General features: G+C 64.7%; 17 protein-coding genes. 12 read left to right on the top strand and 5 right to left on the bottom strand.

All coding sequences use genetic code 11. The features are described from left to right. Positions 1–9: 9 nt before the first annotated feature. The 9 genes from FFT10_RS22940 (at position 10) to FFT10_RS22900 (ending at position 11,623) form a co-directional block, all read left to right on the top strand. Positions 10–795, top strand: a complete 786-nt coding sequence (locus FFT10_RS22940; RefSeq protein ID WP_162520891.1) for a VirB8 family type IV secretion system protein — start codon at positions 10–12, stop codon at positions 793–795. Further along, positions 792–1,703: a TrbG/VirB9 family P-type conjugative transfer protein gene (locus FFT10_RS22935; RefSeq protein ID WP_137735211.1), complete on the top strand. Its 912-nt coding sequence runs from the start codon at positions 792–794 to the stop codon at positions 1,701–1,703. The genes FFT10_RS22940 and FFT10_RS22935 overlap by 4 nt, the downstream gene beginning before the upstream one ends. Then, entirely contained in the window at positions 1,700–3,007 is a 1,308-nt protein-coding gene (gene virB10, locus FFT10_RS22930) for a type IV secretion system protein VirB10 (protein WP_137735210.1), read from the top strand. Before FFT10_RS22935 ends, virB10 begins: the two co-directional genes overlap by 4 nt. Further along, the gene (gene virB11, locus FFT10_RS22925; RefSeq protein WP_228027260.1) at positions 3,004–4,050 is read left to right on the top strand and encodes a P-type DNA transfer ATPase VirB11; all 1,047 of its coding nucleotides are present in this window, start codon (positions 3,004–3,006) and stop codon (positions 4,048–4,050) included. Before virB10 ends, virB11 begins: the two co-directional genes overlap by 4 nt. Beyond that, entirely contained in the window at positions 4,047–6,065 is a 2,019-nt protein-coding gene (locus FFT10_RS22920) for a type IV secretory system conjugative DNA transfer family protein (protein WP_137735209.1), read from the top strand. Before virB11 ends, FFT10_RS22920 begins: the two co-directional genes overlap by 4 nt. A gap of 5 nt (positions 6,066–6,070) precedes the next feature. Continuing rightward, on the top strand, positions 6,071–6,778 hold the full coding sequence (locus FFT10_RS22915; RefSeq protein WP_137735208.1) for an OmpA family protein: 708 nt from the start codon (positions 6,071–6,073) through the stop codon (positions 6,776–6,778). Continuing rightward, positions 6,778–8,469, top strand: coding sequence for an LPD7 domain-containing protein (locus FFT10_RS22910; RefSeq protein WP_137735207.1), 1,692 nt, complete (start codon positions 6,778–6,780; stop codon positions 8,467–8,469). Before FFT10_RS22915 ends, FFT10_RS22910 begins: the two co-directional genes overlap by 1 nt. 1,244 nt (positions 8,470–9,713) lie before the next feature. Beyond that, the gene (locus FFT10_RS28865) at positions 9,714–9,974 is read left to right on the top strand and encodes a helix-turn-helix domain-containing protein (RefSeq protein ID WP_137735206.1); all 261 of its coding nucleotides are present in this window, start codon (positions 9,714–9,716) and stop codon (positions 9,972–9,974) included. Between the two features lie 212 nt (positions 9,975–10,186). Then, positions 10,187–11,623, top strand: a complete 1,437-nt coding sequence (locus FFT10_RS22900; protein ID WP_137735205.1) for an IS1182 family transposase — start codon at positions 10,187–10,189, stop codon at positions 11,621–11,623. Between the two features lie 494 nt (positions 11,624–12,117). Here the strand turns inward: FFT10_RS22900 and FFT10_RS22895 are convergent, their stop codons facing one another. The 5 genes from FFT10_RS22895 to FFT10_RS22875 all read right to left on the bottom strand — a co-directional run bounded on the left by FFT10_RS22895 (position 12,118) and on the right by FFT10_RS22875 (position 16,632). After that, positions 12,118–13,311 carry an HPP family protein gene (locus FFT10_RS22895; protein WP_228027259.1) on the bottom strand — a complete coding sequence of 398 codons (1,194 nt, stop codon included), beginning with the start codon at positions 13,309–13,311 and terminating at the stop codon, positions 12,118–12,120. Positions 13,312–13,553: 242 nt separating this feature from the next. After that, a protein-coding gene (locus FFT10_RS22890) for an IS3 family transposase (RefSeq protein ID WP_137735204.1) occupies positions 13,554–14,692 on the bottom strand; the annotation gives its coding sequence in 2 pieces (ribosomal slippage) (positions 13,554–14,431 and positions 14,431–14,692; 1,140 coding nt in all). A gap of 208 nt (positions 14,693–14,900) precedes the next feature. Continuing rightward, the gene (locus tag FFT10_RS22885; RefSeq protein ID WP_137735203.1) at positions 14,901–15,143 is read right to left on the bottom strand and encodes a DUF3079 domain-containing protein; all 243 of its coding nucleotides are present in this window, start codon (positions 15,141–15,143) and stop codon (positions 14,901–14,903) included. Next, the gene (locus FFT10_RS27840; protein WP_162520890.1) at positions 15,140–16,123 is read right to left on the bottom strand and encodes a DUF6306 domain-containing protein; all 984 of its coding nucleotides are present in this window, start codon (positions 16,121–16,123) and stop codon (positions 15,140–15,142) included. Before FFT10_RS27840 ends, FFT10_RS22885 begins: the two co-directional genes overlap by 4 nt. Positions 16,124–16,143: 20 nt before the next feature. Further along, positions 16,144–16,632 (bottom strand): hemerythrin domain-containing protein, encoded by a 489-nt coding sequence (locus tag FFT10_RS22875; RefSeq protein ID WP_137735202.1) that lies wholly within the window; start codon positions 16,630–16,632, stop codon positions 16,144–16,146. A 224-nt stretch (positions 16,633–16,856) separates the two neighbouring features. Here FFT10_RS22875 and FFT10_RS28660 point away from each other — a divergent pair, with 224 nt between their 5' ends. Genes FFT10_RS28660 through FFT10_RS22860 form a run of 3 tightly spaced genes read left to right on the top strand, consistent with a single transcriptional unit; the run spans position 16,857 to position 21,251 of the window. After that, positions 16,857–18,140 (top strand): MFS transporter, encoded by a 1,284-nt coding sequence (locus tag FFT10_RS28660; protein WP_137735201.1) that lies wholly within the window; start codon positions 16,857–16,859, stop codon positions 18,138–18,140. A 20-nt stretch (positions 18,141–18,160) separates the two neighbouring features. Beyond that, the gene (locus tag FFT10_RS28655) at positions 18,161–19,819 is read left to right on the top strand and encodes an MFS transporter (RefSeq protein ID WP_137735200.1); all 1,659 of its coding nucleotides are present in this window, start codon (positions 18,161–18,163) and stop codon (positions 19,817–19,819) included. 40 nt (positions 19,820–19,859) lie between these two features. Continuing rightward, a complete protein-coding gene (locus tag FFT10_RS22860; RefSeq protein WP_137735199.1) occupies positions 19,860–21,251 on the top strand; it encodes an MFS transporter in 1,392 nt (463 codons plus the stop codon). Positions 21,252–21,276: the final 25 nt, after the last annotated feature.

Below are 21,276 nucleotides of genomic sequence, written 5' to 3'. Positions count from 1 at the left end.
GGACTGGCTGTGAACAACAGAGTTGAAGCCGCTGCAGTACCCGACGCCGCGCAGACTGACCGGCTGCCGCTTTCGAAGAAGGCCGTTGCAGCCATCGCAGCGGCCAACAGCTGGGAACAGGACCGCATCGCGCAGGCAATCGCCTCGGGCCGCCGTGGCTGGATCGCCGCTGGCATCGGTGGCGTGCTGGCGGTGCTGGGGTTCAGTATGGCGACGTTCCAGAGCCTGCGGCCGCCGCCGGCGCCGTATCCGGTCGTGGTGGACCGGACGACGGGGGAGACCAGCGTCGTCGCCACGCTGGATGCCTCCAACGTCCCGGCGCTGGCTGCACTGGACCAGCACAACGCGGCCGTGTTTGTGCGGGCCCGGGAGTCCTACAACTTCCAGCTGCTGCAACGCGACTACGACCAGGTCGCGCGCATGACGGTCCCCGACACCTGGGCGCCATACGGCAGTCAGTTCGCCGGCGAGAAGGCCATGCAGGCGGTGATCGCAGCGAAGGAGGAACACCGGGTGACGGTAGTTTCCGTGCGGCTGACCCGGTCGCCCGTCGCGGGCAAGTCCGGCGAAGCGGTGGTGACCTTCGACCGGCAGATTCGTCCGACGCAGGGGCAGTCGCCGGTGACCACCCGCTTCGTCTCCACGGTGCGCTACGAGTACCGGCCGACCGCGATGAAGAAGCCGGCCGACCGCATCGAGAACCCGTTCGGGTTTGTCGTCACTGGCTACCGCGCCGACGCTGACCTGGTGGCGCCGGCCAAACCAGCCGACACGGTCATAGGCGGCGCGTCATGAAGGCCACCTCGAAGTGGATCGCGCCGGTCGGCGCGGTCGCGGTACTTGGCGCTGCGCTCTTCGCACCGGCTCTTCTGATGTCTGCGACCGCGCAGCCGATCCAGCCTGGCCAGCGCACGACACCGGACCCGCGTCTTCGGACCGTGCTGTTCGCGGCCGACATGGTGGTGGACGTGCCGGTGCGGCGCGGCCAGATCACGCAGATCGTGCTCGGCGACGACGAGCAGATCGTCGGCATCCCGATCAGCGGCAAGGGGTCGAACTGCAGCGACGAGGCCCACACCTGGTGCATCGCCAAACAAGGGCGCGACTTGTTCGTCAAGCCCAAGTCGGGCGCGACCTCGACGAACCTCATCGTCGTCACCGACCGCCGCCGGCACGCCTTCCTGCTGCACCCCGTCGAGGGCGCAGGCCTGACGCTGATGCGTCTGACTGTTGCAGCGCCGATGGTGCCGCGACCGATCTCTGTCGCCGCATCACCGGTGTTGCCGACCGCCAGGGAACTAATCGACGCCCGCTGGCAGACCAAGCCCCTGGTCCGCAACTCCGCCTACTCGGTGGCCACCGGCAAGGACTCCGAGGACATCGTGCCAGTCATGGTGTTCGATGACGGCACGCAGACCTACTTCAGCTTTCCGAACAACAGGCCCATCCCCACTGTCTTCCAGATCGCGCCGGACGGCAGCGAGGAAATGGTCAACGCCCGTATGGACCCCGATGACCTGCTCGTCGCCGACCGTGTTGGTCGGCGCTTCGTCCTGCGCCTGGGTGAAAGCGTCGCGGCCATCATCAACGATGCCTTCGATCTCGACGGCGTGCCGCCCAAGGACGGCACAACCGTCCCGGGTGTGGCGCGCGTCGTCAAGGCTGCGGTACCCAACCAGCCCGCCAACCGGCCCGCGCCATGAACGCCCCCGACACGCTCAAGCGGCTCGAAGGCGAGCCCGAGATTCCCTCGCTGACGCCGCGAGGCGGTGCCTCCAACCACAAGCCGATCATTGCGGCGAGTGTGCTGATCTTGTCGCTGGTGGGCGCGCTGGGCTTTGCGGCCACGCGCTACTTCGGCAAAAAGGAAGCACCGCCGGAAGCCGCCGTGGACGTGGCCTCCGCCACGGTGACGAAGCTGAAATTCCAGGACCCGCCGGTCGTGGTGCCGGCACTCGTGCCGGTCGCCAAAGCCATCCCGGTCGTCGATCAGACCCGCGTGCCCAGCATCGAGGCAGACGCCACCGCGCCGGCCGCAGCAATCCCGGTTCGAGGCACTGCAGGCGGCCGTCCGGCGAAGCAGGCTGTGCCGGTGGGTGACGAATCGCCGTTCGGCCCAAGCGGTGCCGGTGGTGGAGCGCTGGCATCGCAGGCAGGCGCAGCAGACCCGCCGCCAGCGCCCGGCATCGCAGGTGAAGCCCAGGCCAACATGCGGCGCTACCAGAGCCAGCTGGGCAGCATGCTCGGACAGCTGCAGGGATTGACCGACAAGGCCGCAGGCGGCGACAAGGCTTCCGCGGCAGCGCTGGCCTCGGCCATGGTCCTGCCGGGAACGAACATGAACGCAGCGGCCCAGGCCAACCCCGCATTGTTTGGCTCGATGGAGCGCTCGGCCACGCCGACCGTGGCGGCCGGCCTGCTCGGCAATCGCAGCCTGACCATGCCCAAGGGCGTGCTGTTCACCTGCAGCCTCAAGACACGGGTGATCTCGGCCACCAGCGGCTTCGTTGCCTGCCAGGTCCAGCGCAACGTCTTCTCGGACGATGGCAAGGTGGTGCTGGCCGAACGCGGCTCGCATCTGGACGGCGAATACCGGGTGGTACAGGTTCGGCCTGGCGTGACCCGCATCCCGGTGCTGTGGACCCGCCTGCGCACGCCAAACGGTGTGACGGTGGACCTGGACTCCCCAGGCACCGGCGCCCTGGGCGAAAGCGGCATCGGCGGCTACGTCGACAACCGCTGGCCGGAGCGCATCGGCGCAGCCATGCTGGTGTCGTTGATCGATGACGCCGTGAAGATCGTGGCGACCGACTCGAACCCGGCAACCGGCAGCACGACCGTCCTGCTCCCGAGCACGACGGCGGCCGGCTCCAAGCTCGCCGAGAAGGTGCTCGAAGCGACGATCAACATCCCGCCGCTGCTGTACCAGAACCAGGGCAGCGTCGTGGGCGTGTACGTCGCCCGCGACGTGGACTTCTCGAAGGTCTACGCACTGGAGCCGCGGTGAGCGCCGCGCCCGCCTTGCGGGCCGTTCCCTCCGTCCTGCGGTCTGACGCCACCGTCACCGAGTTCCTGCAGCCGATTCGGGGCATGCTCGACGACAGCCGCGTCAACGAGCTGTGCGTGAACCAGCCCGGCGAGGTCTTCGTCGAACGCGCCGGCGTCTGGCAGCGCCACGAGATTCCCGAGTTCACGTTCCGGCACTGCCAGAGCCTGGCCACCGCCATCGCGACGCTGACCGGCCAGCACACCAACGAACAGAACCCGCTGCTCAGCGCCGCCCTCTCGACGGGCGAGCGCGTGCAGATCGTCCAGCCCAGCGCCACGCCGGCCGACCAGATCGGCGTGTGCATCCGCAAGCCCTCGATGCAGGTGCGCCGGCTGGAAGATTTCGCAGCACAAGGCCTGTTCGGTCGGGTGCGCGAAACCAGCCGCGAGCTGGAGCCCTTCGAGCGCGAGCTGCTGGACCTGAAAGCTCACGGCAAGTTCGTCGAGTTCTTCCGCCTGGCCGTCCAGTCGCACCAGACGATGGTGGTGGCGGGCAAGACCGGCTCGGGCAAGACCACCTTTATGAAGGGCCTGGTCGAGGAGGTCCCGGTCACCGAACGCCTGATCACCATCGAGGACGCGGCTGAGCTGACCCTGCCCAGCCATCCGAACAAGCTGCACCTGTTCTATTCCAAGGGTGGCCAGGGCGCCAGTGCGGTGTCTGCGAAGCTGCTGCTGGAGGCCTGCCTCCGCCTGCGGCCGGACCGCATATTTCTGGCGGAAATGCGCGGCGAGGAAGCCTTCTACTTCCTGCGCCTGGCCGCCTCAGGGCACCCGGGCAGCGTGACGAGCGTTCACGCGGGCAGCTGCGAACTGGCGTTCGAGCAGATCTCGCTAATGGTCCGCGAGTCGGCCGGTGGTGGCGGGATGACGATGCCGGAGATCAACCGCCTGGCGCGTTCGGTGATCGATGTCGTGGTGCACTTCGGCGTCGATGCCGGTGGGCGCTTCATCAGTGGCATCCACTACGACCCGCAGGCTCGTTGGCGGGAGGCAGCATGAGTTCCTCCCCAACCACGACCCGTGCGGTACCCGGAGCGCCGGCAGGCCGCGCCGGCAAGACGGCGGCGGTGTCGCCCACCGCGAAGCGCGTGCTGATCGCCCTGGGCGTGGCCACCTACCTCGGCGCCACCGCGGCGGCAACGGTGTATGGCAGCGCCGCGCTCTACATGCTGTTCCACAAGCAACGGCCGGCCGGCATCTCGGCCGGCACCATGTCGGCTTTCTGGTCTGAATACTCGGCCGACCCGAAGGAGCGCAAGAAGCTCCAGCTGGCCTTGATGGTCCCGCCCTTCGTGTTGCTGTTGCTGGTGCCCATGGGCATCGCAGCCGCCACTCAGAGGCGCCGCGAACTGCACGGCTCTGCACGTTTCGCCAGCGCCATCGAGGTGCGCGACGCCGGGCTACTGGGTGGTCAGGGGATCATCGTCGGCAAGTACCGGGACAAGTTCCTCACGCTGCCGGGCAAGCAGTCGGTGATGCTCAGCGCACCGACCCGCAGCGGCAAGGGGGTTGGCGTTGTGGTGCCGAACCTGCTGGCCTGGCAGGACAGCGCCGTGGTCGTCGACATCAAGTCGGAGAACTGGGCGATCACGGCGGGGTTTCGGGCGGCGCATGGCCAGGCCGTCTATGCCTGGGCACCCTTTGCCGAAGACGGCCGCTCGCACCGCTGGAACCCGCTCAGCGCGATCCGGCTGGCCGATCGCCACGTCGTCGGCGACACGCTGGCCATCGCACAGGTCCTGTACCCCACGGATGTGAAGGGCAGCGGCACCGAAGGCTTCTTCAACGACACCGCGCGCAACCTGTTCCTCGGCCTCGCCCTATACCTGGTCGAGACGCCCGAGCTGCCGCGAACGATCGGCGAAATCCTGCGGCAGTCGAGTGGCCAGGGACAACCGATCAAGCAGCATCTGCAAGGTCTGATGCAGCAGCGCATGGAGGGCTGCTCGCACCCGAGAGGACCGCTGTCGGACGCCTGCGTTGATGCCCTGATGCGTTTCCTCTCCACCAGCGACAACACGCTGTCGAGCATCCTGGCCACGCTGAATGCGCCGCTGACGGTCTTCAGCGATCCACTGGTGGACGCGGCCACGAGTGGCGATGACTTCTCGGTGGCCGACGTGCGCAGGCAGCGCATGACGGTCTATGTCTGCATCCCGCCGAACCGGCTAGCCGATGCGCGAGTGCTGCTGAACCTCTTCTTCGCGCAGCTCATCAACCTGAACACGGCGGAACTGCCCGAGCACAACCCGGCGCTCAAGCACCAGTGCCTGGTGTTGCTGGACGAGTTCACTGCACTCGGCCGCATCAACATCCTGAACGCCGCGGTGGGCTACCTCGCTGGCTACAACCTGCGCCTGGTGACGGTGATTCAAGCGGTCAGCCAGCTCGAATCCGTCTACGGTCAGCACGACGCCCGCACCTTCGCAACCAACCATGCGCTGCAGGTGCTGTACGCGCCGCGCGAGCAGCGGGACGCCAATGAGTACAGCGAGATGCTGGGCACGTTCACCCAGCAGGAGAAGAGCCGCGGCCGGTCCAGCAGTTCAGGCGCGAAGGGTGGCGGCAGCTCGCAGTCGACGAACGAAAGTTCGCAACGCCGCGCCCTCTTGCTGCCCCAGGAGTTCAAGGAACTGGGCGTGGACCGCGAAGTGCTGATCCTGGAGAACTGCAAGCCGATCCTGGCCGACAAGATCCGCTACTACACCGACCCGGTTCTCATGGAGAGGCTCATGCCGCCGCCTGATCTACCTGAGCTCGATCTCGCTACACATCGCGCGCGCGTGGAGCACCGCGTGCGCCTGGCCGGCGACGACGAGGAGTTTGGCCTCGACCAGATCGCGGTCGACTTCCATGGCCTACCCCAGCTGGACGCCGGCGCCTCGCCCGAACAAGTGCAGTCCTTCGTCGCCGGGTTCTTCGAGGCGCTCGAAGTGGCCTCGGCGCGGACGATCGCCACCGTCGAACAGACGCCCAACCTGCAATCCAACCTGGAGCCGGCTCGCGCCGCGTAACAGCTATGCCCATCTCACGGACGATCTACAAGGCGGTGACGACGGCGCACACCGCCTGCTGCGTCGGCATCGGCGCGCTGCTGCTCACCTCGTGCTCGACGCCCCCGAAGCCGCCTTCAGTGGATGAGTCCACCAAGCGGCCGGTCAACGCCCGTGCCGCAGTCGACCTCAAGGCCTGTCAGGGCGACCTGAGCCGGGCCACGATCCTCGTGTCGGAGATGGCGCGCGCTGGCGTCGTAGCGACGACGCTGGCCAAAGCGCTGCCAGTGCCTGGCGTTGCTTCGACAGGTGCCGCCGACTCGGGCGCCGCGGAGGCAACCGGCAATCTGGTGGCGGTCGTGCCCTTCGGCATGGGCTCCGCAGCCTGGAGCGTCGAGCAGGCCGACGCCGCAGCATTGGTCCGGCGCGCCAAAGACGCCGCTGTGATCATGATCCGCGGGCGCACCGATGCGACCGGCGACTCTCTGCAGGAAACCGCGCTGGCTCGCCGGCGTGCCGAAGCGGCAGCTGAGTTCTTGCATCAAGCCGGCGTGCCCAAGGACAAGCTCCGCCTGACCTGGCAGGGTGCTGGCGATCCCATCGCCGGCCTTCGCCCCGCTGATCGCTCACAGAGCCGTCGCGTCGAGATCGAGTTCTATACGGCCGCGCCCATGCTCGTGAGCCTGCGCAGCAGCGCGGCGAACGGCAAGGGCACCACCGCAGCGAGCCTGTGATGGGCGCGGCCTCCGACAGAAGCAATTCGGGCGAGAGCAGCGGCGAGGCCGGCGAAGCCGACTCACTGGACCTCGATGGTCGCCAGGCCGCGAAGGGCCGCGGACGAACACAGGCCAGCATGCTGGCAGGACGGGGCGCTGAGACTCAACGTGCTGCAGCCGAGGGCCAGTCGGCGATTGACCCACTCGTGGCAGACCAGGCGCTGGCGACGGCAGAGCAGAAGCGCGACAGCGTCACCGGGCCGCAGAGTGAGCCCCGACCGCCTTCAGCTTCAGCCCTGGCCGATGCGCAGGCCTTGCGGAACGTCGACAGGCGCCATGATGGTCTGCAGGCCTTGGAACCAGGAGCCCTTGGTGCTGTGGCGGCACGGGAAGCGGCGACCAGTGATGTGTCGGCGCTGAACAGCTTTGCCGACAAGACTCTGCAGCGCCGTGCTGCCGCCGTGATGGGTGACACCGGCGATCAGCATCTGTCATACAGGTCTGCGCTCAAGGGGATTTCGTCTGAATATGCCGGCCTGGCTGAGCGAGCCTTTGCCGATGAACAGCAGCAGTCGGCAGCGAAAGAAGTTCGAAAGGCGTTCGAGTACGCCAGTGGTCGTGACGATGCCGCCGACAGTATTGCAGGCCGGTACGCGACGATGGCGAGCGCCGGCCTGACCGTCAAAGACCTGCAGGGGCCGGCGCTCGATCGATTGGCCATCAAGGACAGTCGGGACCTGTTGCTGATCGACGGGTTACCGCCGCATCCGCGCGCCAGCGAAGCAAAGGCATTGGTTGCGGATAGTCTGAAGAGCGACGCCTACCGCATCACGTTCGATCGGGAGACGGCCGAGTGGGCGATGCCTGGGGTCAATAGGCCAGCAAGCCTGTTGGCACGCGCTGGGTCGGGCGAGTCAATGGACCAGGCGAGCGCGTCGGCAGCGCCTTCAAGTGCGAAGACAAGTGGCAAGACTCCACCCTCAGCCGACCAAGCCGCCAGCGACATCAACTTGATGCGCCCGGAAGGCGTCACCGCCGAGAAGCGCCGCGCGATTCCTCCGCTTGAAGACCGCTTCAACGTCAAGCGGGTCGGGCTGCTCGAGAAGGAATATCACTTCAGGGACCAGGCCGGCAAGGTTGCCTTCACCGACAAGTTCATGAGCATCAGCACTGGCAGCGAGAGCCCGGCGGCGATCAAAGCCATGGTGGATCGAGCTGCTGAGCGTGGCTGGGAAACAGTTAGGCTCGTCGGATCACCGGAGTTTGTCCGGGAGGGATGGATAGCCGCTACTGCGCAGGGGCTGAAAGCTGTCGGGCACACGGCCACGCTTAGCGACCGTGAAGCAGCTTCGAAGGAGCAGACGCGACTACAAGTTGGTCGCGATGGACCGGCACCGCAGAGACCAGGTGAAGCCGTCGGGCGTGTGCAATCGGAGCACATCGAAAGATTGAGCGGCGACAGAAAGGCAACCGAACTTGGGGGGCACCGCCAGCTTGCAACAGCGATTGAGAAGGCACTCGTCGACGGCAAGGTATCCCCCGAGCTTCGTGGCCAGGTGCGCGCCATGATGGCGGCTGAGGGTGCCAAGAGAGTTGCGAGAGGCGAGAGGTTCAAGGTCCCGGTCTATGACGCGCGCGCCCCACGAGCGCGAGCCAAGACCGTTCAGGCTGGCCCTCAACGACACGGCGACCGGGAACGGTCGCGCTGATCTTGGGCCGGCAGCTATGCCGCCCTCAGCTGTCGCCCGATGCCGCCATGCCGATTTCTCCACCCGGCCATCAGCGACCGGTCGACCTGCGCTCCCAGTTTGGCCATAGACGAGGCCGCCAAGGACAGCTTTGCGGCGGCAAGTCCGCGTCGCTCGCCGGTTCGACTCGGCCAATAGCCGTCAGTGGTGCCAGTCCGATTCAGGCTTTGCGGATGGAGATCTTTGCCTTAGACGGTGCTCTGCCTGCCTCATGCGGCGTCCACTCGCAAGAAGAGAACTCACCCACAGTACGGCAGACGGCGCTATCTCGATCTGGGTTGGTGGTACCAGCGCTGCAGCCCTGAGCCTACGCCATTTGCCTACCTTATCCCCTGGCTGTCAACGTTGCTACCGTCGAGAGCGCTCGCCTGAAATCCTTGCTTGACGCGGGGGGTTGATCTCGGCACACTACCCATCAATGGGTACCTCGCTCGACCGTGAGGTGCCTTATCCCTAGACTCAAAATGAACCGGGAAGGCGGTGAACGGCCTGCGCAAGCAGGCGTTCGCGGCCACAAGCTAGCCTGATCGGTTCGAGTTGAAGGGTGTCTGCGTTGTGCGCTCCATATCCAGGAGAGCAGTTTCTGCTGGCTAGTCTCTACAGAGGCAGTCACCAGGAAGCGCAATTGGTCGGTCGAGGATGAGTTCGCTTCTAACTTTGAGCGCGGCATCCTCGGGCATGGTTTCGCGCCACATTCGACTCCTATTCAGCACTGCACTAACCTGTGTTTTGCGGGGGTAGAGGTCAATTGGGTGTGCTCGGGAAATCAATGTCGACAGCCGTCTGGACACCAACGATTTGGCCATTGGGCGAATCGTTAAACCTTGGGGATATGTTTCATGAAGCGCGTCCATGTGGTACTGCCACCCGCGAGCAATACTTGCATTCGCGTCTCTGCAAAGGACCTGCCTAGCTATGATCAACTCTCGCCTGAGGAACAGTTCTTGTTCCTACATACGTGCGAGGCTGCTGCGCTCAGGACGCCCGCTGGACTGGTCCGCTTTCCGCGTCCGAAGTCGTCCGCGTGGATCGTTTCATATAGGTGCACTGGCGATTGCATTGATGTGGACATCGAGGAGTCGAGATCGCGGCCTAGCCTCGCGCAGGCTAAGCAACACGCCCCTTGGATCCTCTCGCTGCTTTCGTTCTTCGAGCGGGTTCTTACGCGGCTACTTACGTGACAAGGGTCAAGCCAAGAGGGGGGAATGGTGACGGACGATCTTCGAAAATCCCCTCGCTCCGGTTGCCTCGTCTCTCCTGAGGTTACCGCTGCTCAGTTCCGACAATTTCGGAAGAGTCTTGGCCTATCGCAAGAGCGATTTGCCGATGAGTACGGAATCCCGTTGCGCACAATTCAGCGCTGGGAGCGAGCGGACAGCATCCCTAATGCGGTGGGCGCTATCCTTCGCGCTTTGCCAAGGTACTTGGCATCTGCCAAACGAACACAGCTGGACAAGGCGGTCTAGCCTGTCAGGCAAGCATCCACGCCACGATATGTCATCGCACCCATTGCCATACGGCTAGTCGTGCAGTAGCGTCCGCTGCTTCACGGCCGCAATCGGGCGTTGAATTCCAAAGCAGCAATGTCCGCATAGGGTCGAGGCTGTGTGGAAACCCCTCTGTAGGACGCTGCAGTTGAACGATAGGATCCGGAACCATATCAAGCGCTGGAGTCGGTATGGTTGGCTTCATCGAAGGCCGGGATCGCACGCAGAGTGCCCTGTTCCCCGAGCAACTGGATGATTGGATCCACGAAGACAGCACTGTCCGCGTCATCGATGTGTTCATCGACGGTCTCGACCTGAAGAAGCTGGGCTTCGACCGAGCCCAGCCAGCGGCAACTGGCCGACCGGGGTACAGGCCGACCACGCTTCTGAAGATCTATGTGTACGGGTACCTCAACAGGGTGCAGTCGAGTCGGCGCCTAGAGGCCGAGGCGCAGCGCAACATCGAGCTCATCTGGCTGACTGGTCGCCTCGCTCCGGACTTCAAGACTATTGCAGACTTCCGGCGCGACAACGGCGAAGCGATCGGCAAGGTGTGCAAGGAGTTAGTCCTGCTGTGCCGACGGCTGAAGCTGTTCACCGATGGCATCGTCGCCATCGACGGCAGCAAGTTCAAGGCGGTCAACAACCGGGACAAGAACTTCACCGACCGCAAGCTGGAGGCGCGCATCGAGCAGTTGGAAGACAGCATCAAGCGGTACCTGGTCGAACTGGACCGCGCCGACCGCGATGCCGCTGCTGTCCTGCCAAGCAGGGTCGAGCATCTGAAGGAGAAGATTGGCAAGGTCAAGCAGCAGATCGAAGCGCTCAACGAGATCGGCAAGCAGATGAAGGCGTCTGAGGACGGTCAGATCTCCCTGACCGACCCCGACGCGCGCTCGATGGCCACCAGTGGCCGGGGCACCGGCATCGTGGGCTACAACGTACAGGCAGCTGTCGATGCCAAGCACCACTTGATCGTCGCCCACGAGGTCACCAACGTCGGCCACGATCGGAATCAATTGGCACACATGGCCAAGCTTGCCCAGGCCGCGACCGGGCAGGACGACCTGATCGCCGTGGCCGACAAAGGCTACTACGAGGGCCACGAGATCCTGGATGCAGAGCTTGCGGGTGTTGCCGTGGTGGTGCCCAAGCCGATGACATCGAACAACGCTGCAAAGGGCCTGTTCGACAAGCGCGACTTCGTCTATGACGACAAGGCTGACCAGTACCGGTGTCCGGCTGGAAGTATCGCCATCCACCGCATGACCACCGAAGAAGCCGGCAAGATCCAGCACAAGTACTGGTCGTCGGACTGCTCAGGCTGCGCCATGAAACCGCGTTGCACCACCAGCAAAGAGCGGCGCATCTCGCGGTGGGAGCACGAAGACATACTGGATGTCGTTCAACAGCGGCTGGACGGGGCGCCCCAGGCGATGACGCTACGACGGCAGACGGTCGAACATGTCTTCGGCACGCTCAAGGCCTGGATGGGATCGACCCACTTCCTGACCAAGAAGCTGCCGCGGGTGCGAACCGAGATGAATCTGCAGGTTCTGGCCTACAACCTGAAGCGCACGATCAAGATCCTTGGAACCGGGGCGCTGATTGGTGCGATGAGGGCATGAAGGCGAGAAGATGGGCCGGCTTAGACTGGATCTTCATGTTCATCAACGGCGACGGGCCGCTTGAGTCTTGGCGCTGGTTGCACGGTCCTCGGGTGCTTTCCACACAGCCTCGGTCGTGGGGAGCCGGCGAGCCGCCAGCCGCGGAAGGCGGCGATGCGATGGACAAGCGACGCTCGTGGGCTTGCTGACTGCTTGGGGCCGCATCGCCGCCTCTCGCAATGTCGAGCCGAAGTCACGCGGCCGGCCACAACCCGCCCCACGAGGTTCTGTCCGAAAGCCGACAGTCGATTGGCCAATCAGGAGTCCTCGATGCAGGCGTCGTACTTCGACGCCATGCGCAACGGTTATGGCCAACCAGAGTCGGGCCGCGTTGGCGGTCACATGGTCGAGCCCTCGGGGCCGGCAATGTGCAGGAAAGGCCGTTGCTAAAGGCCCCCGGTGACTGTCTTTGGCCGCAATCCCAACTTTATGTAGTCGACCCTGCAGGTTTCAACCTACACGGAGTTGCCACTCGGTGAAGCCGCCGACTGCGCGCGGTACAGCGCGGCCACCAGATCAGACTGCGTGACGATGCCTGACAGCCGGCGCTCGGCGTCGACGACCGGCAGGTGGTGCATGCCACTGTCAGACAGCATCGGAACGAGGTCGACCACGGAATCCAGCTCGGCAACGGTGTGCGCTGGGCTGGTCATGATTTGACCCACAACCTCGGCCTTGTCGGAGTGATCGCCAGGCGTTGGCGCCAGAAGTCGCCGTACACGCTGTCCGAGGCTGAGGTGGTCGCGCGGGTCGAGGTGGGCATGCTTCAGGAAGTCCACCAGCGTGACCACGCCGACCACGCGACGCGCTCGGTCAACCACGGGCAGGACGCGGATGCGGTGGCGGTGCAACAAGGTCCAAGCCTCCTGCAGAGGGGTCGCGAACTCCACCGTCACTAGGTCGCGCGACATAATGTCAGCGCAACGCACGCTGCCGAACTGGCGTTGCCAGGCCAGCCCCTGCGCCTGGCGCAGAACCTGTTCCAACGATTCGCTGTCGATGTCGAGCAGTTCATTGAAGCTGCGCAGCGCGGCGTCGAGGTCCGCAGTCGTCATGCCGATGCGGTCCTGTGGCGCCGCATCGGACGTGCGGTGGCGGTTGGCGTGCACCACAGGGTGCGGGGCCACATGGTTATGCGTCAGTCGCCGCCACAGCAGGGCACAGGCCACCAGTACTGCGGAGTTCACTGCAATGGGTGCGAGAGCGAAGCCGAAGCCGAGAGCGTGCACCGCAGTGCCACCGACCACTGCGGTAATCGCTACTGCCCCACCCGGCGGATGCACGCAGCGCATTGGGAACATCAAAGCCAGTGCCAGGCCGCCGGCCAGCGCTGCGGACAGCGGTGTGGCCCCCAAGCTGCGGTAGACAAGCACGCCTACAAGCGCAGCCATGAAATTGCCCATCACCACCGGCCAGGGCTGCGCCAGCGGGCTGCTGGGCACAGCAAACAACAGCACGGCTGATGCGCCCATAGGCGCGCCCAGCCAGACCGATTCGGCGCCCCAGGCCCACCAGCTCAGGCCGCCGGTCAGCAGCAGGCCGAGCACGGCACCAGTCACGTCGCGTGCTCGCTCACGGGCATCAACGGTCTGGCGCTGGAAGCCCAGCCAAAGCAGCCATCGGTTGTTTTCCAGAAGACTCTTCATCATCGCGCAGGGAACGTGGATGGACCCGACTCGTCACCATCCACATAGACGTCGTGTGGTGTCCTATGCAAATTGATCCTCGATCATCGCCTGCGCGATGGCGATACCAGATCTCACCGCACCACTTGCCGTCGCATCCTCGATCAGGTATTTGGCCGAATGTTCGTGCGGGCAGGTCGGCGATGCGTGGACTGACCTGCCCCCTGCCGGCGTACCAATGATTCGTAGGGAATCCCGGTTGAAGGTTACTGGATCTCGTTGCTTGCAGGGGTGAGGTGCCGAGCAGCATCGCCGGCATGCCGGCGATGCTGCTCGGCGAACTGCGCCGGCGGCACCCGGCCGATGCTGCCGTGCGGTCTGACTTCGTTGTAGTCGCGCCGCCAGGCAGCGATCACCTGCCGAGCTTGCTGCAGGTTCTCGAACCAGTGCTCGTTCAAGCACTCGTCGCGGAACCGACCGTTGAAGCTCTCGATGTAGCCGTTCTGCATCGGCCGGCCGGGCTGGATCAACAGGTGCTCGATGCCATGCGCCTGCGTCCAGGCGATGAAGGCGCGGCGTGTGAACTCCGGCCCGTTGTCGGTGCGCACGGCCTTCGGGTAGCCGCGGAACCGCGCCGCCTGGTCCAGCAGCCGGATCACGTACTGCCCGCTGATGCCGAAGTCCACCGCGATGTCCACGGCCTCGTGGCTGAAGTCGTCGGCCACTGTCAGGCACTTCAGTCGCCGGCCGTTGGCCAGGCTGTCGCTGACGAAGTCCATGCTCCACACCTCGTTGACCCGCGTGGCCACGCCCAGTGGCAGGCGCTCCGACAGCGGCCGGCGCACCTTGCGCCGCTTCTTCACCGCCAGGTTCGCCGCCCGGTACAGCCGGTACACGCGCTTGTGGTTCACCCCTGGAAACTGCCTTCTGACCATGTCGTGCACCCGCCGGTAGCCGAACCGCCGCCGCTGGTGCGCGACGGCAACGATCTCCTGCCTCAGCGCCTCTTCCTGCGCGCTGGGCTGCGGTGGATGTCGATAGCTGTCTCGGCTCAGCCCCACAAGCCGGCACGCCCGGCGCTCGGACAACCCGTGCTCGCGCACCAGCCGCCCGATCGCCTCGCGCCTGACCTGTGGGGCTAGCGCTTTACCCCGAGAACGCTCTTCAGCGCATGCATGTCCAGGTGCGCCTCGGCCAGCAGCTTCTTGAGCCGGGAGTTCTCCTCCTCCAGCTCGCGCAACCGCCGTGCGTCGGACGCCTCCATGCCGCCGAACTTCGCGCGCCACTTGTAGAACGTCGCGTCCGAGAACCCGCCCTTGCGGCAGATCTCCGCCACCGCCATCCCGGCCTCGGCCTGCTTGAGGAACCCGATGATCTGTTCCTCTGTGAACTTGCTCTTCCTCATGTCCGCCATTCTCCTGATCGGCGGACTCCTCTACTTCAGACTGGTACGGCTGGCGGGGGGCAGGTCAGGACCACCACGTGCACATAGCTTCCAGGACGATCGGCAGTTGTTCTCGCCCTGATCTCGACGACGAAGCCTGCATGTAGCACCTGCGCGTACGCGTGCTGGGGCGCGACTGGTTCGAGGCATTCGTCGATGGAACGGCTCATCATTCGAGAATGTGCTTGGCCCCTGTTACAGAGTCTTGAGACTCTACGACCGGCGCGTCAGGACTTCCGGACAGCTGTGGGTTGGTCCCCCAGCTCTCCCAGTCCTTGCCAAACAGGTCGGAAGGATGGGGTATCGCCACGCTCCCGTTGCCACACGCCATTGAACCCACAGGACAGTAGCGGTCACAACCCCAGCAGATGCGCTCCGGATGGGCGGGATTGGCCGGAGAGCGCTTGCTCACCTGCTATCCGATCCTTGTACGTGAGCCAAAGAAAGGTCGAACTGCGGGAACAGCACTTCGTTCTCCAAGCGAATGTGCTGCTGCAAGTCATCTGCAAATTGCCTCGTCGCGGAACAGAGCTGGACCCACGTGCGGCAAGCATCTTCAGGTGGCGTGGCCTGACAAGTCATGGCCATCAACTGCGCAACCCGGCGGCCATGCTCCTCATGCTCCGACATCATCACGCAGATGGGGTGGGTCACGAAGGAGCTGCCCCCGCGAGCCAGCATCGGGAAGAGCACGCCTTCTTCCTTGGCCATGTGGTCCAGCAACTCTGAATGCATCTGCTCCAGCAGCACCGTGAGGCCGCGCGGCGCCGACGGGTGGTCGGCATGCACCGTCTCCACCTTGTTCGCGAGCTGGATCAATTCCGGCAATTGCCGGCGATGAACCTCGTGGAAGCGCCGAAGGATGTACGCAACCAATGCCGATGCGTCAGAGGGCGGCGGTTCATCCGTCGTCCGGGGCGAGTCGATCGATGGCTGTGAGGCAAACCGGGATTCGACCCGGTCGATATTGTGCCGGTGCGCCTGCAGCATGGCCTTCAGGTCTTCTCGCGCCGCCGGAACCTCAATGCGTGGAATCAGGGCCTCGAGCTTTCTGACAACCCACGCCTGACCTCGGTTCAGGAATTTCAGGCGCTCATCCACATCGGGAATGTCCATGGCCTTGCCCCAGAACGCGCCGGTGGCGCTGGAGGGCGTGGCACCGAAGGACTTGATCGTGCGCATGAGCAGGCTGCACCAGCGGACTTCGTCCCTGTGGATGTCCTCGACCAGTGCGGCGAGTTCGGGTGCAGTGATCTCGCGGCCCGTTTCCATCGCCACCCGGGCGCCGGCGCGCTCAGCCTCCAGAAGTTCATTGAGTGCGCTCAGCACCTCCTGGCGTGCCACGTCGGATGCCAACACGTCGGTGGCCGGATTCAAAGGTGTCGAGTTCATGGGATTCCGGGTACAAGTGGCTATGGATGGAATGCCGCGTTCGAGGCAGGCGCATGGGATGCTGAGAACAAGGGGAACAGTTCCTCGTCCTCGGCGCGGATGTGTTGTGCCAGTTCATGGGCTAGGTCGTCGACACCGCGGACGAGTTTCTGGAGTGCCGGGTCGGTGCAATAGGTCCCGTTCAAAAGCCGAAGGCGAGCACGAAGCTCGTTCATCGCGGCCTCGTGATCGACATGCTCTCGGTGCAGGTCTTCGATCAGCCGCCCGATCAAGGTGTTGCCACCTTGCTCCATCATCGGGAAGAGGCGCATCTCTTCCTTGAACATGTGCTGTTCCAGCGCGTGGCCGATCGCAGCCAGTGCGTTGGCGAGGCCGTCCCCGACGCCGTGCTCTTCCGCGGCTGCAGCCAGGGCCAACAGGTCGGGAAGCGTGCGGCGGTGGCCCTCGTGATAGCGCATCTGGATGTGCTCGATCAGCGCCTTGGCCTGTGCAGTGATGTTCGGGGGCATCGTGGGTGTTTGGAAGCGGATGAGGCCCAGTCTGGGCGAGCGCTCGATCGACTCGCGTTGACCCAGGTCAACTTCCGGACCGAACGGTCCCGGCGTAGTTCTTCAGAACTATGTGCGTGCCGCCGCGCATAGTTCTTCTGCTGCGCGACGCATAGCCAGCGTGCTGATGTTCACGGCAGCCCTGCAGGCGGACAGTCTCGTCAAACCCAAGACGAGTACGTTCCATGGCCACCACCGCAACCCCCATCCCACGCCAGGCGTGGTCCGTGCTGATCGTCAGCACGATCGCATTCACGGTCTGCTTCATGGTGTGGATGATGTTCGGCGTCATCGGCATCCCGCTGAAAAAGACCCTGGGCCTGAACGCCACGGAGTTCGGACTGCTGACGGCCACGCCGGTTCTCACGGGCTCGCTGATCCGCGTGCCCCTGGGCATCTGGACCGACCGCTACGGCGGCCGCATCGTCATGGCGCTGCTGATGGCCGCCACGGTGCCGGCGATCTGGCTGATGAGCTACGCCACCGCGTACTGGCATTTCCTGGTCATCGGCCTCTTCGTCGGACTGGCTGGCGGCTCCTTCTCGGTGGGCACGCCCTACGTGGCGCGCTGGTTCCCGAAGAGCCGTCAGGGCATGGCCATGGGTGTGTATGGGGCTGGCAATTCCGGTTCTGCCGTCAACAAGTTCGCCGCGCCGGTGCTACTGGCCATCGGTGGCTGGACCCTGGTGCCGCAGGTCTATGCCGCCGTGATGCTGGGCACGGTCATCCTGTTCTGGCTGGGCAGCAGCAGTGACCCCAAGCACCTGGTGGCGTCGAACGTGAAATTCAGCGACCAGCTCAAAATGCTGAAGGACCCCAAGGTGCTGAAGTACTGCCAGTACTACAGCATCGTCTTTGGCGGCTACGTGGCGCTGGCGCTGTGGATGGTGCAGTACTACGTGGGCGAGTTCGGCCTGTCGATCCAGACCGCCGCACTGCTCGCGGCCTGCTTCAGCCTGCCCGGTGGCGTGCTGCGCGCCGTTGGCGGCATCCTGTCCGACAAGTTCGGCGCACACCACGTTACCTGGTGGGTGCTTTGGGTCAGTTGGGTCTGTCTATTCCTGCTCAGCTACCCGCAGACCGACTTCACGGTGGTGACCGTCAATGGCCCACGGACTTTCCACGTCGGCCTGAACGTCTATCTCTTCACAGCCCTGATGTTCGTGCTCGGCATCGCCTTCGCTTTCGGCAAGGCCAGTGTCTTCAAGTACATCGGCGACGACTACCCGGCAAACATCGGCACCGTCAGCGGCATCGTCGGCCTTGCCGGCGGCCTGGGCGGCTTCGTGCTGCCGATCATGTTCGGGGCGCTGATGGACCTCACCGGCATCCGTTCGAGCGCATTCATGTTGATGTACGGCGTGGTCTGGGTCTCGCTGATCTGGATGTACTGGACCGAAGTGCGCAAGACCGAAATGATGGGCACGAACGCACCGGCGTCGCCCTTGTCGCGCAGTTTCGCGCGCTGAAAGCACAAGGAGAAGAAGCAATGAATGCCACGACGACGGCGGGTGCCAAGTCCGCCCCAAACCAGGCTCCCGGCCCCGACATCGCGGACTGGCGTCCCGAAGACGACACCTTCTGGAATGCCACGGGCAAGAAGGTTGCCTACCGCAACCTCTGGATCTCGGTACCCGCGCTGCTGTGCGGCTTCGCGGTCTGGGGCATGTGGGGAATCATCACCGTGCAGATGCTCAACCTGGGCTTTCCTTTCACCCAGGCCGAGTTGTTCACGCTGACGGCCATCGCTGGCATCTCTGGCGCGACGATGCGCATCCCCGCTTCATTCCTCATTCGCCTGGCGGGTGGACGCAACACGATCTTCCTGACCACCGCCATGCTGCTGGCCCCGGCCATCGGCACCGGCATCGTTCTCCAGCACAAGGACTGGCCGCTGTGGGCCTTCCAGTTGATGGCGCTGTGGTCGGGCGTGGGTGGCGGCAACTTCGCCAGCTCGATGTCCAACATCAGCACGTTCTTCCCGAAGCGGCTGCAGGGCACGGCACTCGGCCTCAACGCGGGCCTGGGCAACTTTGGCGTGACGACGATGCAGATCGTCATCCCGCTGGTCATGACGATGGGCCTGCTCGGCAGCTTCGCCGGCGAACCGATGGTGCTCGCGAAAGACAGCGGCTGGATCTTCGGAAAGATTGCCGCCGGTACGCCCACCTGGATCCAGAACGCCGGCTTCGCGTGGGTGTTGTCCCTGGTGCCGTTGTCGGTGTTGTGCTGGTGGGGCATGAACAACCTGAAGACGGTGTCGCCGAGTACGGGTTCGCCTCTGGTCGCGTTCGCCAAGATCACCTACCTGTACACGCTGGCTTTCGTGCCGTCGATCTTCATGCTTTACCTGTACCTGCCCAAGCCCACTGGGCTGGGGCTGCTGAGCATGTGGGTGGCGATCCCGTTGGATGTGCTGCTGGCGCTGGGCGTGATGAAGCTCGCAGCCTTCGGCGAGATGAAGGAAGGTGTGAAGAAGCAGTTTGCGATCTTCAGCAACAAGCACACGTGGGCGCTGACCGCGCTGTACATCGTCACCTTCGGCTCGTTCATCGGCTTCTCGATGGCGCTGCCGCTGGCCATCACGGTGATCTTCGGCTTCCAGCATGTGCCGGGCGCCGACGGTGTCCTGCAACACGCGCTGAAGAACCCGAACGCACCTTCGGCGCTGACCTACGCCTGGATCGGCCCCTTCGTCGGAGCTGCGGTGCGCCCGCTGGGCGGATGGATCTCGGACAAGGTCGGTGGATCGATCGTGACCCAAGTGATCTCGGTGGTCATGGCGGTGGCCTCGGTGTGGGTGGGCTACGTGATGATGCAGGCCTACGGTTCGGCCACTCCCGAGCAGTACTTCCCGATGTTCTTGGGCCTGTTCATGGTGCTGTTCTTCGCCAGCGGCATCGGCAACGGCAGCACCTTCCGCACCATCGGCGTCATCTTCGACCGCACGCAGGCTGGCCCGGTGCTGGGCTGGACTTCGGCCATCGCCGCCTACGGCGCCTTCATCGCACCGGTGGTCATCGGTGCGCAGATCAAGGCCGGTACGCCGCAATACGCGATGTACGGCTTCGCGATCTTCTATGCCGTCTGTCTGGTGCTGAACTGGTGGTTCTACCTGCGTGGCAATGCCTACGTGAAGAACCCTTGAGTCACGGCGACGCACCCTGACGCCGGCACCCCTTCACGCCATGACCAGCATGACGATCATCCAGCACTGGAACCCCGAGGACCGCAAGTTCTGGGACCTGTCCGGTCGCGCGGTGGCCCGGCGCAATCTGTGGGTGTCGGTCCCTGCTCTGGCCCTGGCGTTCGCGGTGTGGATGCTGTGGTCGGTGGTGGTGGTGCACTTGCCGGCAGCGGGCTTTCGCTACAGCACCAACCAGCTGTTCTGGCTGACGGCGCTGCCCGCCCTGTGTGGCGCCACGCTGCGCATCTTCTACGCCTTCGCGGTGCCGATGATCGGCGGGCGACGCTTCACAACGCTGGCCACGGCCAGTCTGCTGGTGCCGGCGGTCGGCATCGGCCTGGCGGTACAGGACCCGAACACGCCTTTCGAGTGGATGGTGGTGCTGGCTCTGTTGTGTGGCCTGGGTGGCGGCAACTTCGCCAGCTCGATGGCCAACATCAGCTTCTTCTTCCCGAGTGCCCGCCAAGGTTATGCGCTGGGCCTGAACGCCGGACTGGGCCACCTAGGCGTCGCACTGGTTCAGCTGCTGGTCCCACTGGCCATCAGCGCCGGGGTCTTCGGCGTGTTCAGCGGTCCGGCTCAGCAGACGGTCGAGGGGCCGATGTGGCTGCAGAACGCGGGCTTCATCTGGGTCCCTCTGATCTTGGCCAGCACGGCTACCGCCTGGTTCGGCATGGACGACCTGGCCGCCACCCACGCCGGCATGGCCCAGCAGGCGGTGATCTTCACGCGCCGGCACAACTGGCTGATGTGCTGGCTGTACCTGGGCACGTTCGGCAGCTTCATCGGCTTTTCTGCCAGCTTGCCGATGCTGGCGCAAAGCCAGTTTCAACGCGCCGATGCACTGCACCTGGTGTGGCTGGGCCCACTGATCGGCGCGGTGCTGCGCCCGCTGGGTGGCTGGATGGCCGACCACTGGGGCGGCGCGCGCGTGACCTTCTGGATCTTCGTGGCGATGGCGCTTGCCGCTTCAGCTGCGCTGTTGTTCCTGCCCGCGACCGACACCACCGGTCAGCCAGGGCACGGCGGCAATTTCCCCGGCTTCCTGGCTGCCTTCGGTGTGCTGTTCGCGGCATCGGGCATCGGCAATGGCAGCACGTTTCGCATGATCTCCAGCCTCTTCGTTGCCGAACGGGTGCAGCGCGCCGGGGGTCTGCCATCGGACCAGGTACTCGCGGCCAAGGAAGGCGCGGTTGAAGCCGCTGCAGCCCTCGGCTTCGCAAGCGCCATCGGAGCCTACGGCGGCTTCTTCATCCCCAAGAGCGTGGGCTCTTCGCTCGCGATGACAGGCAGCGCTTCGGCCGCGCTGGTGATGTTCATCGTGTTCTACCTCTCCTGCATTGCGCTGACCTGGTGGGCATACAGCCGCCGCAACGCGCCTTACCCCTGCTGATCCACCTGCTGAATCCCCTGCTGAT

Origin of the sequence: Pseudaquabacterium pictum (assembly GCF_005403045.1) — a bacterium.
GTDB lineage: Bacteria > Pseudomonadota > Gammaproteobacteria > Burkholderiales > Burkholderiaceae_C > Pseudaquabacterium > Pseudaquabacterium pictum.
Note: the sequence above shows the minus strand (reverse complement) of the source record. Positions and strands in the feature narration are given on the sequence as shown.